This window comes from Pseudomonas sp. GXM4 (assembly GCF_008923895.1).
Classification (GTDB): domain Bacteria; phylum Pseudomonadota; class Gammaproteobacteria; order Pseudomonadales; family Pseudomonadaceae; genus Aquipseudomonas; species Aquipseudomonas atacamensis.
Genome location: NZ_WBRZ01000172.1, coordinates 1 through 12632, shown reverse-complemented (window position 1 = coordinate 12632; position 12632 = coordinate 1). Strand labels below are relative to the sequence as shown.

At 59.5% G+C, this 12632-nt stretch carries 9 protein-coding genes and 1 pseudogene; 1 reads left to right on the top strand and 9 read right to left on the bottom strand.

Annotated elements, in window-relative coordinates; genetic code table 11:
• From F8N49_RS28065 to gspG, 6 genes are all read right to left on the bottom strand, one after another.
• Positions 1 to 205 (bottom strand): hypothetical protein (locus tag F8N49_RS28065; RefSeq protein ID WP_218574872.1); only part of this gene is annotated, 205 nt, incomplete at its 3' end.
• Between the two features lie 226 nt (positions 206 to 431).
• The gene (gene gspD, locus F8N49_RS19310) at positions 432 to 2813 is read right to left on the bottom strand and encodes a type II secretion system secretin GspD (protein WP_151552162.1); all 2382 of its coding nucleotides are present in this window, start codon (positions 2811 to 2813) and stop codon (positions 432 to 434) included.
• A complete protein-coding gene (gene gspM / locus F8N49_RS19305; protein ID WP_151552160.1) occupies positions 2810 to 3358 on the bottom strand; it encodes a type II secretion system protein GspM in 549 nt (182 codons plus the stop codon). Before gspM ends, gspD begins: the two co-directional genes overlap by 4 nt.
• Positions 3351 to 4472 (bottom strand): type II secretion system protein GspL, encoded by a 1122-nt coding sequence (gene gspL / locus F8N49_RS19300; protein WP_151552158.1) that lies wholly within the window; start codon positions 4470 to 4472, stop codon positions 3351 to 3353. Before gspL ends, gspM begins: the two co-directional genes overlap by 8 nt.
• Positions 4469 to 5389 (bottom strand): type II secretion system minor pseudopilin GspK, encoded by a 921-nt coding sequence (gspK, locus tag F8N49_RS19295; protein WP_151552156.1) that lies wholly within the window; start codon positions 5387 to 5389, stop codon positions 4469 to 4471. The genes gspL and gspK overlap by 4 nt, the downstream gene beginning before the upstream one ends.
• A 47-nt stretch (positions 5390 to 5436) precedes the next feature.
• On the bottom strand, positions 5437 to 5895 hold the full coding sequence (gene gspG, locus F8N49_RS19290; RefSeq protein WP_151552154.1) for a type II secretion system major pseudopilin GspG: 459 nt from the start codon (positions 5893 to 5895) through the stop codon (positions 5437 to 5439).
• Positions 5896 to 6043: 148 nt separating this feature from the next.
• On the opposite strand from gspG, the gene gspI reads away from it, so the two are divergent.
• Entirely contained in the window at positions 6044 to 6424 is a 381-nt protein-coding gene (gspI, locus tag F8N49_RS19285; RefSeq protein WP_151552152.1) for a type II secretion system minor pseudopilin GspI, read from the top strand.
• A 226-nt stretch (positions 6425 to 6650) separates the two neighbouring features.
• Here gspI and F8N49_RS19280 read toward each other — a convergent pair whose 3' ends face one another.
• From F8N49_RS19280 to F8N49_RS19265, 3 genes and pseudogenes are all read right to left on the bottom strand, one after another.
• Positions 6651 to 10328: a hypothetical protein gene (locus tag F8N49_RS19280; protein WP_151552150.1), complete on the bottom strand. Its 3678-nt coding sequence runs from the start codon at positions 10326 to 10328 to the stop codon at positions 6651 to 6653.
• A gap of 222 nt (positions 10329 to 10550) precedes the next feature.
• Positions 10551 to 10904 (bottom strand): annotated as a pseudogene (locus F8N49_RS19275) (DUF6124 family protein); the annotation flags it as partial.
• A 641-nt stretch (positions 10905 to 11545) separates the two neighbouring features.
• Complete coding sequence (locus tag F8N49_RS19265; protein WP_136492547.1) at positions 11546 to 11905, bottom strand: DUF6124 family protein; 360 nt, start codon at positions 11903 to 11905, stop codon at positions 11546 to 11548.
• Positions 11906 to 12632 lie beyond the last annotated feature (727 nt).

The window sequence follows — 12632 nt, the reverse complement described above, 5'->3', positions numbered from 1 at the left end:
CCGTGGCAATGCGATCCCCTGTGGCAATGGAATCCTCAGTGGCAATGGGATCCTCTGTGGCGAGGGGATTTATCCCCGTTGGGCTGCGCAGCAGACCCAAACCTTGAGAACCGGTTTCTCCAGGCAAATCGCGTGTACCGGTTTTACGACTGCTGCGCAGCCGAGCGGGGATGAATCCCCTCGCCACAGTCATCATCTCAGTCAAAACCGGGTGCTCCCTTCAATCGGTACCGTGGCAATGAGATTCCTTGTGGCAATGAGATCCTCTGTGGCCATGCGATCCCCCGTGGCGAGGGGATTTATCCCCGTTGGGCTGCGAAGCAGACCCAAACTTTGAGAACCGGTTTCTCCAGGCAAATCGCGTGTACCGGTTCCACGACTGCTGCGCAGCCGAGCGGGGATAAATCCCCTCACCACAGTCATCATTCCAGTCAAAACCGGGTGCTCCGTTCGATCGGTACGGCTTTGATCGTCGCGCGTGGGCTTGATGTCGGCCCCGGCGCTGGCACGCCTTGCGCGGCGCTTGGCAACTGCGGCGCCTGCATGTCGGGCATCGCCCAGCTGCGTTCCGGCTGCAAGCCGCCCTGGGCGCGGCGCATGAAGTCGTAGCGGTTGAGGGTGATGCTGCGCCCCGCTTCGCTGTCGCGGATGATGTACGGGCGCAGGAACACCATCAGGTTGGTCTTGGTGATCGCCCGGCGTTCGTTGCGAAACAGCGCGCCGATGCCCGGCAGGCTGCCCAGCCACGGCACCGCATCATTGCTCTGGCTGTAGCCGTCCTGGAGCAAGCCGCCGAGGACCATGATCTGCCCATCGTCGAGCAGAATGCTGGTGTCGATCGCGCGCTTGTTGGTGACGATGCCGGCGGCGATCACGCTGTTGGACGCGCGCTCATCGATGCTGCTGACTTCCTGATAGATATCCAGCTTCACCGTGCCACCCTCGGAAATCTGCGGGCGTACGTTGAGCTTGAGGCCGACCTCTTCGCGGGTCACGGTCTGGAACGGGTTGTTGCTGGTGCCCCCGCCGCCAGTGACGTAGCTACCACTGACAAACGGGATGGTCTGGCCGACAAAAATGCTCGCCGCTTCGTTGTCCAGGGTCAGCAGGTTCGGCGTCGACAGCACATTGGTGCCGCCCTTGCTCTTCAATGCCCGGGCCAGCACTTTCAGGTCGAGAATCTTGCCGATGCCGGGGATGTCGACCGTGCCGTTGACATAGCCAAGGTTCAAACCCTGCGGTAGCACGTCGATGCTGTTCTTCGCACCGGTGTTGAGCCCCGCACCACCCAGATTGGCGCCACCGATCACACCTTTGCCGCCGAGATCGCCGGTCTGCCACTGCACACCGAATTCACTGGCATCATCCTCGCCGACCTCAACGATCAGGCTCTCGATCACCACCTGCGCACGGCGCTGATCCAGCAAATCGATAACCTCACGCAGATTGCGATACAGCGGCTCCGGCGCGGAAATCAGCAGCGTGTTGGTGGTGGCATCAGCCTGAATCGTCACCCCGCCGGCGCTGAAGGCAACGTTCTGTTCGCTGCTTTGCGTACCGCCACTGCTGCTGCCGCCGCCACTGCCTTGCGCATAACTGCCGCCGCTTGCGCCGCTGCCAGTCGAGGTTGACGTGCCAGTGCTCGGCGTGCTGCTCTGGCCGTTCTGCCCGGCATTGCCGCCGGTGCTGCTGCCCATCGCGCTGAGCACCGACCGCGCCGCGTCGCTGCTGCCGCTGTCACTCTCGCCGGTAAGCAAACCGCGCAAGGCTTGCGCCAGTTTCGCCGCCTGGGCGTTGCGCAGATAAACCACATGCAGATTGCTCGGATTGCTCTGCGCGTTGTCGAGTTTGTAGATCAAATTGCGCGCCAGCTCGGTGCGTTCGGGGCTGCCGGCGCGGATGATGATGGTGTTCGAGCGCGGGTCTCCGATCACGGCGATTTTCTGCGTCGGATCATTGCCCGGCGCGTCGAGCAAGTCGGCGACCATCGGCGCGATATCGGCAGCGATGCCGTTCTGGATCTGCACCACATCGGTGTCGATCGCGCTCGGCGTGTCGATGCTCTCGATCAACTGCGCGACGCGGGTGAGGTTCTCGGCGTAATCGGTGATGACCACGGTGTTGTTGCCGGGGTAGGCATTGATCGGATTGTTCGGCGAGACAATCGGGCGCAGCACCGGGATCAGGTTCACCGCGTTCTCGTATTGCAGACGAAACGTGCGCGTGAGCATGCCGTTGCCGGCCGGTTTGTCGGCGCTGTAGATCGGCCCGCCGAGCAGTTTCGCGTCGGCCTCGGGAACCACCTGCGCCACGCCGCCGACATCGACCACGCTGAAGCCTTGCATGCGCAACGCCGCGAGCAGCATGTCGTAAGCCTGACGGGCCGGCACCTGACCTTCCGAGACCAAGGTCAGATTGCCCTTGACCCGTGGATCGACGAGAAACTGCTGCCCGGTGGCCCGCGACAGCGCCCGCACCACCGCCTGAATATCCGCCTCGACAAAATTCAGCGTCACCGGTTGCTCGCCTAACGGATTACGCGCGACCGAGTTGCTCGGCGCGCCACCGCTACTGCGCCCACGCTGACTGATGTTGTGCAATTGCTTTGGCACCGGCCGCGCCTGAGCCTGCGCCCGTTCGCGATCGGCCACCGCATCGCCGCTGCGCTGGGTGTTGGCCAGCGGCCGCCCGAGTTCACTGTCGACCAATAGCGGCGGCTGATTCTGCGGCGCCGTGGTGCCGTTGCACGCGCTCAATGCCATCAGCAACAACGGCAGCGCCAGACGTGCCGGTTTGCAGCGTGACTCCTTCATGAAGCTTCCTTAGCGCCCTGCGCCTGATCCATGCGAACGGTGCCTGACAATGTGCCGGCGGTGACATCGGTCGAGGTTTCGTTTGCGCGTTGCAACTGCGCCTCGACCACCTGCAGAGAAAGTTGTGACGGCTGGCTGAGCAGCCAGTCGAGCAGCGCATCGGCCGGCGCGGCGTCGACATTCAACAGCAACGCCCCGCCCTCCGCCGCTTGTAATTGGTAATGCCCGGCCAGCCCCGCCGCTTGCAGACTTTGCTCCAGCGATTGGCTGAGGCTCTGCCCCTGCGGCCGCACGTTGACGCTGCGCAACAGCACTTCCAGCGCCTCGGTTTGCGCGCGCAACTTGGGCGTTTCGCTCTGCCAAAAAGTGATCGTGGCCAACGGCGGTTTGACCAGCGTCAACCAGATCAGCAGACCGACAAGCACCAGCGCCATGCCGGCGACCATGCGTTTCTCACGCAGCGCCAACGGCTGCCAACGCGCCTGCAACTGGCCGCGCAAGCGCTGCCAGCGCGCACGGTAAATCGCCAGCGTCGCCCTACTCATCATCTGCTCCGCTGTCGTCGTCTTCGTTGGTGTTTGCGCTGGATTCATCGCTCGGCCGCAAGGTCCAGCCTGCGTCATCGGCAGTGACGCTGATGCCGGCCTGGGCCAACGTGCTTTGCCAGTCCTTGTCGTTGCCGCCACGGTTTGCATCGCTGAGCAAGGCCAGTTGCAAAGCGCCGTCGCGGTAACTCAGGCGCTCGACACTGCCAGCCATGAACGGCATGCCGGTGCCGGCCTGCAACACCAGCCGATTGAAATTCTGCGCGGGGTCATCGACCGCGCCTTTTTGCCGCTGCTCCAGTTGCTGACGCGCCTGTTGCAGCGGGTTGAGAATCACCGGCAATTCGGGGAACGCCTGCTTCACCCGCTGACTCATTTGCGCCTTGAGCTGCTGGCCCTGCCGCGCTTCGCGGGCGGCGTAGAGATTCAGGCCAATCACCCAGACCACCACGGCCAAAGCCACACACCCGACAGCGCGACCCCAGCCGCGTTGCTCGCCGCCGGTTTGTTGCAGACCACCGTGCAAACCCCAACCGGGCAAGGGGCCGATCCAGCGTTGTGCTGATCCGGCTTCAAACGATGCCTCATCAACTTCGTCACCGAGCAACGGCTCAACCTGCGCGCTGTTCAAACTCTCGCGCCGGAGCAAATGACCGTCCGCCACGCAAGCGACAACACCGGGCGCCACTGGCAGGCTATACGGCGCCGGATACAAACCGCGCAGACTCAAACCCGCCTGCTTGAGCACCGCAGCCAGACGCTGCAAATGCTGCCGCGCCACCCAGGCGATTTGCACCTCCCCGCTCGCATCACGAGGGCTGTGGCCGATATGCATCTGGCTGCTGTCGCCGAGCATCAACGCCTGCGCCGCGCACTGCACAGCGGCCGCGGTTTTGTTAGCGGGCAGCGGCGGTAGATCAATGCTGGCGAGCAGGCTGTCGGCCGGATGCAGAAAACACAGCAGCGGTGGTTGCTTCGGCCGTTGCCCCAACTGACTCAAAGTCAGCCGATCCTCACGACTGACCTGCCCCTGACGATCCAGCCAGGCGCAGCTCACTTCGCTGTGCAACTCCAGCTCCGCCAGCGGCGGCAACGCGACGCGCAACTGGCTCATGCGCCCACCCGCGACCAGATCACCTGCGGCAGCCGATCCTCGCTGCGGTGCAGCAAAGCGTCGAGACTGACCCGGCGCTGATCCCGCCACGCTTCACCGCGCAAACGAAACCAGTCACTGGTGATGCCGACCTTGACGCTGCTCACTTCCAACTGCGGCATGCGCAAGCGGTTCACAAAATCGCCGCGATTGATAAACCAGCGCCCGGCGTCACGCTCCGCGATCAACGCCGTCGCCCGCTCCAGCGAAAGCGCCGGCACATACGCCGCCAGCACCTGCGCCGTGGCGGTGTTGCCGTTGATCCACGTCGTCGCCGGAATCACCGTCACGTACGGCGCCAGTTGGCCGATCAGCGCATCGGTCACGCCTTCGACGCTGCGCAAATCATCCAGCGTGCGCAGCATCGGCACCTTCGGCGGTGGCGGTTTGTGATCGGCATCCGGCGACGTCGCGCGGCCGCTGTCGAAACCCGCTTTGCCCGTCGCGCCAATCTGCGCATTCAGCAGATGCGGATAACCGGCAATCACGCGCTGACGAATGCGCTGCCCGACAACGGCGCTCACACCGACCAGCTCACACAACCGCTCGAACGCCTGCACCTGCGCCTCATCGATGCGCTCATTGGCGACCAGATTGCGCAGGTTGAACTTGCCCTGTTCATCCTCCAGCCGCCCGGCAAAACCCGCCGCCAACAACGGCTGCGCCCAAGGCTGATCACGCCGGGTCAACGGATCACGCAGGCGCGCATCCCAGAGCAACTGCCGGCTGATCTCCAGACCACCCTGCGCCAGCCAACGCCCCTGCACCCGCTGCTGATCGGCCTCCAGCGCCCGGGTCGCCACGCTCTGACGCGTCAACATCCCCGCCGCAATCACCGCCACCACGGCGGCAATCAACAACGCGCTGATAATCGCCATGCCCTGTTGCTTCGCCCCGCTGAGCGAACCTGTGTTCACGGCCGGCCTTACAACTGCCAGGAACCGATATCGGCATTCACGCCATCGCCGTCAGGCTGGCCATCGGCGCCGAGGGAAAAGATATCGACCTCACCATTTGCGCCCGGGTTGAGGTACTGATAAGGCCGGCCCCACGGGTCATTCGGCAAACGCTCCAGGTACGAACGCCAGTTGCTGTTCTTCGCATCCGCCGGCCGCTCGACCAACACCTTCAGCCCCTGATTCATGCTCGGATACGTGCCGTGATCGAGGCGATACAACTTCAACGCCTGCATCAACCCGCCAATATCCTGCTTCGCCGCCGTCGCCCGCGCCTGATCCGGCCGGTCGAGCACCTTGGGCACCACCATCGCCGCCAGAATCCCCAGAATCACCACCACCACCATGATCTCGATCAAGGTAAAACCCTGCTGGCGACGCGGCATGCGCGGCGACTGACTGAGCGTTTTCAAAGGTGCGATATCCATCTCGACATTCCCTGGCTTGATCCGAATTCGACGCGCAGTGTTGCAAGAAGATATGTCAGGGATGTTGAAAATCCTCGGGTGTTTCCGTCGTCAAGCCGTCAAGGACGGGGGTTAGCGTCGAGGGCTGGGTTTTGCTTTTGGGCCATGTATGCACGCGCGTTCGCGAGAGGAAGGATTCACCCTGATTGAAGTGCTGGTGGCACTGGCGATCATCGCCGTGGCCATGTCCGCCGCCGTGCGTGTGGCGGGGTTGATGACGCAGAGCAGTGGGGTATTGCGCGATAGATCGATTGCGCTGATTGCTGCGCAGAGTCGGATGGCTGAGTTGCGCCTGGAGGGCCGATTGCCGAATGGGATGAAGGCTGTTGAATGTGATCAAGGAAGATTGTTGTTGCGCTGCGAACAGGTGATCGCCAGCGCAGAGAATGGACGGTTGCTCAAAGTGAATGTGCAGGTATTCGACCGCAGCCAGGATGCGCCGCCGCTGGCACGGCTGGAGACCCTGTTGTCCCGATCCCTAGAAAATTGAATGACGGCAGTAACTCACCCGCTCTCGCCAGTCGTAGCGGCAAGGCAACGTCACTCGTGCGCAATGCTCTCGACAGATTGCCCCGTAAGGCACGGCTCCTGTTCCAGGGTTCCGTCGGGCCAGTAGCGCTTGCTTCTCGCGGGAGGGGCTTCCTTCGCCAGTTCTTGATCAGCAGGATCAAATGCGCAGGAATACCCTCCTTCTCCATCAAACTCCACGTCGACGGTCACGGGAAATCGGTTGGTTCAGCAGCCAACGATTCGGGTGCTGCCTTCAACTCGGCCCATCGACTGGCCTTGAGCGCCAGACCTCGCGATGCCGGCGTGGCTTTGTAAGATACCTTGCCCCGCAGTCGATCCTGCACGGCGCTACTATCGCCACCACCTGATGGATGTCCCCAGGTCACTACCCGTCCATCAGCCGTCAGCGCCGTGAAACCATCAGTGTTGGCATAAAGCGCCAGAACCTGGGTCAGTTCGCTCGCGACCGGTGTTGTATCGCCACCATCCGTGGCATTTCCCCAGGCGACCACTGTGCCGTTCTTGCGCAAGGCTGCAAACGCCGTTGAGGCCCCGCACACCTGAACGATATCGTCCAGCCGGGCGATATCGGCAGGCACCGCTCCACCATCGGGGGCATAGCCCCAGGCAACGACATGGCCATTGCCGCGACGTGCGGCGAAAGCACCCCAGGTGGAGCTGACTTCAACGATGTCTGTCAGGTTACCGACCAGTGGATCGATGCTCCCGCCTGGCACAGCGAAGCCCCATGCCACCACTTGCCCGGTGCTGCGCCTGGCCGTAAATGCCCCGACGTTCGCACAGGTCAATTCGATAACGTCAGTCATCGCTGCGATCTCGCCTGAAACAGCACCGCCAAAATTAGGGTGGCCCCAAGCGACAATCCGACCATTGGCACGAAGTGCAGCGAAAGCTCCATCACTGCCAATCACGTTTTCGATATCAGTCAAACTGGCAATGTGGTCTGGAACCGCCCCACCATACACGTCCCATCCCCACGCCATGACTTTGCCGTCCGTGCGGATAGCAGCGAAAGCCTGGCCCGCCGCAACAATTCGAACAATATCCTTGCGGTCACCTATCTCATCTGGAACGGTAGCGCCATCGGAGTCGTTGCCCCATGCGAATACTTGCCCGGGAGATTTCAGCCCTGCGAAAGCACCTTGGTTGCCGATGACCTCAACGAAACCCAACGGATCAATACCGATCATGCTTCCGCCTTCGGTTGCCGAACCCCAAGCCACCACAGCGCCGTTGGCTCTACGGGCGGCGTAAGCGCGGCGAGTACAGCTGACTTCTACGATGTCATCCATGGCGATGATGTCTGGAGGAATAACCGCACCATGGGCAGCGTTGCCCCAGCCCGCGACGTCGCCAACATCACGATGGGCAACAAATGCCGCGAGCCCATCGTACGGGCTGCGATAACCATTGCCGAAGATGTTCGCCGGATTGAGCGTGACCTGATCTTCAGAGGTGCGCACCTGCAGTGGCTCCTGCGGTTTCGAATCCCGCCAGGTGGCAGCGGTTACCCAGTCATTATCAGAGGGGTATTTCCACTGGGCCTGAAGTGGCAGCCCCGTGGTTACGTTGAATGCACTGAGGATGCGAGTGGCGCCGGAGGCACGAAGTGTGCTGCGGTTGTAGCGTGCCCCCATGATTTTCAAGGTGCCGTTGCCGATCACCCGGCGTATATCGTAGACACTCGGGTTCGACGGCCCATCCGTACTGCCCGTTTGCCGCAAAACCGTATAGAACATCGAGATACTTCCTTCGAGATTGGCAATGATCACGGCGTGCGGCACCTTGATCGCACGCAACTCCTTGCCCGCCTCGGTAGCGAGAACGGTATGCGGGTAGGTTGTCGTGTTTTTTCCAACGACTGTCACGGTGATCTCATCATCGGTTTGCAGCGCTGCCGATTCCCCGATCACGACGGTTGCACCGCCCGGATAAACATCGTCCGGGCTCAATTGGTCTTCTTTGGCTTCGCTGAAGCTGGCGACCGGAAGCTTGATTTCCTGCGCCGTGCCGACTGAAAAGGTCAATGGATTCGACTGGCTGTTAGTGTCGGTTTCCTTACGCCATATTTTGTAGCTTACCGAGACCTTGTGATCGCGATTTGGCTCAAGGTGAGTAGCGATAAACTGCGCATTCAAACTGAACGCAATGTCCCTATCCTGGTTGAGTACGGTGATATCGATAGAGTCAGTATGCGGTCCGCTTTTCTCACCTTGCCAGTCATACGTAACCTTATCGCCCGGCTTCGTCGGCGTGAAAGATCGAGGAGCAATCAGTCGCGTGACCCCATTGGGCAGGTCGGCGGGTTCGAGCGCGCCGTCTTTTTCACCTTCCACAATAGGCGAGACCAGTTCGAACCTGGGTTCGCCCACATTCAAGGACGCAGCGGAGCGCGACGTTCGTCCGACCGCTTGCCCTCCTTCCTCACGCCAGTGGACGTAAGACAGGATCAGCGTTCCGCCTTCGAGCGCTTTGACGTGCACGCCATCAACCTTGATAAAAAAACCATCATCCTGTGCAAGTTCGTCGGCATTCGGGAAGTACCATTCCAGCGGCGGGTTATAGATGCCGTTAGGGCGTTGGCCGAACCAGACAAGCTCGATCGCATCGCCCACATTGAACGTGTCGTTCTTGGGGATCAAAACACGCGTGCTAGGCAGATCGGGATTGAGCGCCCCCTCCTTTTCGTCCTCTGCGACAGGAGCTTCCAGCCGCACCGCCTCCCCATTGACTTGCACGAACTGACCCTTGGAACGAAAGGTGTCAGTTGCGCGAACGACCTTGTATTCAAAAACAACCTGAGTCTTGACCAGTTTTCTAAGGTCCGCATTGAGCAATGCGAACTCGTAGATATGTGGCAAATTGTCGACGATTTGCTCGGGCGCCTTGAGCTCGACCGAATCGCCTTCGAGTGTAGTGCCGCGAACTTTCAACTCGATAATGTCGCCATGCTCAAACTCGGGTGCTTTGGCAAAAACCTGCGCGAGAATGGCGTCGTCATTCAAAGAATCCAGATCCAGTACATTGTTGACCGCCTGTTTGGCAATCGGCGCCGTCAGCAAGGCGGTACCAAGAGAGACTTTTATCCGGGTCTCCTTGCACCAGTCTTCGGAGTAGTTGTGCACGATGTCGCGCACACGGAAGGCGACTGCCAGGCCCACCTCATCAGTGTCGCCCGCTTTCTCGATGAAATTGCGAGTTACCAGGATCGTAATGGGATTGCCGGCCGGATCATTGATCTGCTCGGCCGTTACCGGGGCAGATGAAATAAAAACACCGCCCCAACTGCACTCGCAACAATCCCCGATCGCAATGTCAGGATAAGGTTTGCCGGTGGGCGACTCGTTTCTGATGGTGATGGGTACACCTTTATCAGCGGTCTCGCTATCAACTATGCCCTGAACAATTTCCTCAGGAATGTGCATGAACAGATTGGAATGGCCCGGCCCTTCATCGGTGTCTTGTCCGCCAGGAATTTCCAACTTGACATAGATTTTGACCGGCGGCGTGAACGTCTCCCTGGCATTGTTCCCGGCCTCCACCCAATAAGTCAGTTCCTTGGAACCGGTCGCCAAATGACGCGGTGCTACAAAGAGCGTCACGCGATCACCGACCTCTGCCTCGTCGAAGATGACATGCCGATCAACCTCCTTGCCATCCAGCAACAACACAGTAACGTCACCGCGTCGCATTTCATTCCAAGCCGGGACGAATACCTCCAGTCCGTGGTCTGGATAAACTTCCATCGCAGCGGCACGATTGATTCCCCATTCACCGGAAGGAAGTATCGGCTTCGTACGACCGGTGATTTCCGGTTCTCTGAGCGCCAGTATTGAATTTCTTGCGTGTGCTTCCTGGGCCATGATCAAGCACTCCATTCGGTGGGGGGCGATGGAGATGTTATGAACCGCTGCCGGATGGCTGTCACCTGTCAAACCTGACAGGTAGAGGTAATTTCCAGACGAACGGATGTGGCCGCCAACGCACTGTTTCAACGACGAATAGCACGCTCTGTGGAAGCGAGCCTGCTCAAGCAGGCGCCAGCCCAGACAACAAATCAACCCCCTGGCGCCCCGCACATCACATCACCCCGCCACCTCCAAATTATCCATCATCCGATTCACCGCCATCTCTCCCAACATGATCAGTTGAGCAACCCCCAACAACGCCCGCCGCTGCGGCGCCGGCAACAAACTGGAAATGTCCTGAGCAATCGTCTTTGCCGAAGCCAGCGTTTCACTCGCATCAGCCAGCAGTTCTTCATTCTTGGTATCCGCCGTCACCGCATACATCCCCCGCGCCTTACGTGGCGGAGGCAGGAGATTGTTTGGCGACAGGTAATGATCGAGCGCGCGGTCAGCGGCTTCGTGGAGTTTGTTGGAGTCGAGGGATTCGTAGGGAGACGTGGGATCGGTTTCGGGTGGGTTGGGTGTTGGTTTTGATCACGAGTGAACCATGGCACTTCGACAATCCGAAATTAGTTCATCCAGATAAGGGGATATTTTCTCCGCGTCTACGAAAGCTAGAGCCTGATTAGCGGCTTCCCGTAGAGGCTGCCATTCACATTGATCAAATATCGACCGATCATCGCAATGGATAGCCGACTCAGGCAAGGAACTGCACAAGTCCCAAACATGCTGCAGTCCACTCCGAACATCCTTTTGCATCGCGGCCCCACACACTGTTAGTGCTTCATGCAAAGGCAGCATTGTTTTCGACCAAACCTCACAGGCTGGGCAATCAGGAATCGTTTGTCGCTGCTCATCAGCATTCATAGCCAAGAAGGTAAGCCCCCGAATTGCCAAGCAAACAGCAAGAACTCGTCGGTACTCGCTCTGCCCGTACCAGTTCCAAATCGTAGTTGAAAACCCCATCACCAACTCCGCGAGGTCGGTTGACCATTCAAATATGAGTCCATCGAGTGAATTCCTTTAACGTTCTAAAGACAGCAACCGACCCACTATCATGAACTTCAGCGCCGGCCACAGAACCAGCGATCCACACCGACCCCCGCGGGAGCGAGCCTGCTCGCGAAGGCGCCAAAGCTTACTCCAATCAAGCCTTGGCCCCGTCTTCTAAATCACCCCGCCACCTCCAAATTATCCATCACCCGATTCACCGCCAGTTCCCCCAGCATGATCAACTGCGCAACCCCCAACAATGCCCGCCGCTGCGGCGCCGGCAGCAAACTGGAAATGTCCTGAACAATCGTCTTCGCCGAAGCAAGCGTTTCACTCGCATCAGCCAGCAGTTCTTCGTTTTTGGTATCAGCGGTAACGGCGTACATCCCACGCGCCTTGCGCGGCGGAGGCAGGAGATTGTTTGGCGACAGGTAATGATCGAGCGCGCGGTCAGCGGCTTCGTGGAGTTTGTTGGAATCGAGGGATTCGTAGGGAGACGTGGGATCGGTTTCGGGCGGGTTGGGTGTTGGTTTGATCATGAGTGAATCTCCAAATCATAGAAAAGGAGCCATCATCTTTTCGCTACCAAACGAAGGGGTGGTGGCCATACGAAGGTTGGTAGACCGGTGACTTGGAAAACCGGCGCGCCCGAAGACGCCCTGCGCATGGCCACCATAAAGACACAGCCCCAAAAAGGACTGAATCGGGTGACGCTATGCGCCAAGTCTAAACCGGGCTACCAAACCCGATCGCTGATTCGTCAGCGACCCGACCACAATAGAACCCGCCCCCAAGGCGCACAAGCCGGCGGATTCTGGCGCAGCTGTAGGCAAAGGCGCAAGGATGTGTAGCTTGAGAGAGTGACTAGAGATGTCTTTTTAAACATTGTCGTTTATCGAGACTTCATACTCATCACGTATCTTTAAATCGGTCCGCCCCCCATGTCTCTGCCTTACCCCTAGCGAAATGCTCAACAACCTCGCCCCCCTTCTAGATACTGCTGACCGAAGATTGCCTATCGGATGCTCGATCTTTTCCAGCGTCTGGTATAGGCCGAGCACCTGGAAGTAGGAGTCAGTCCTTGCCCAGCAGATTTTGGTTTTATCCAAAAAGCCAAGGGTGATTAATTGACATAAGCATTAATGCTGCTTAGCTATTGAATGATGCGTGAAAAATCCAAGGGGAAGCCATGACCGACCAGGGAGTTGAAATCGCACACATATCATTTTTTCTCGCAAGAGAAGATAAAAAAATCGGTTCCATACT

What these genes read in the sequence shown, in the direction of transcription:
- gspD (WP_151552162.1), bottom strand. Translation starts at nt 2,813, where the DNA reads ATGAAGGAGTCACGCTGCAAACCGGCACGTCTGGCGCTGCCGTTGTTG.
- gspM (WP_151552160.1), bottom strand. Translation starts at nt 3,358, where the DNA reads ATGAGTAGGGCGACGCTGGCGATTTACCGTGCGCGCTGGCAGCGCTTG.
- gspL (WP_151552158.1), bottom strand. Translation starts at nt 4,472, where the DNA reads ATGAGCCAGTTGCGCGTCGCGTTGCCGCCGCTGGCGGAGCTGGAGTTG.
- gspK (WP_151552156.1), bottom strand. Translation starts at nt 5,389, where the DNA reads ATGGCGATTATCAGCGCGTTGTTGATTGCCGCCGTGGTGGCGGTGATT.
- gspG (WP_151552154.1), bottom strand. Translation starts at nt 5,895, where the DNA reads ATGGATATCGCACCTTTGAAAACGCTCAGTCAGTCGCCGCGCATGCCG.
- gspI (WP_151552152.1), top strand. Translation starts at nt 6,044, where the DNA reads ATGCACGCGCGTTCGCGAGAGGAAGGATTCACCCTGATTGAAGTGCTG.
- F8N49_RS19280 (WP_151552150.1), bottom strand. Translation starts at nt 10,328, where the DNA reads ATGGCCCAGGAAGCACACGCAAGAAATTCAATACTGGCGCTCAGAGAA.
- F8N49_RS19265 (WP_136492547.1), bottom strand. Translation starts at nt 11,905, where the DNA reads ATGATCAAACCAACACCCAACCCGCCCGAAACCGATCCCACGTCTCCC.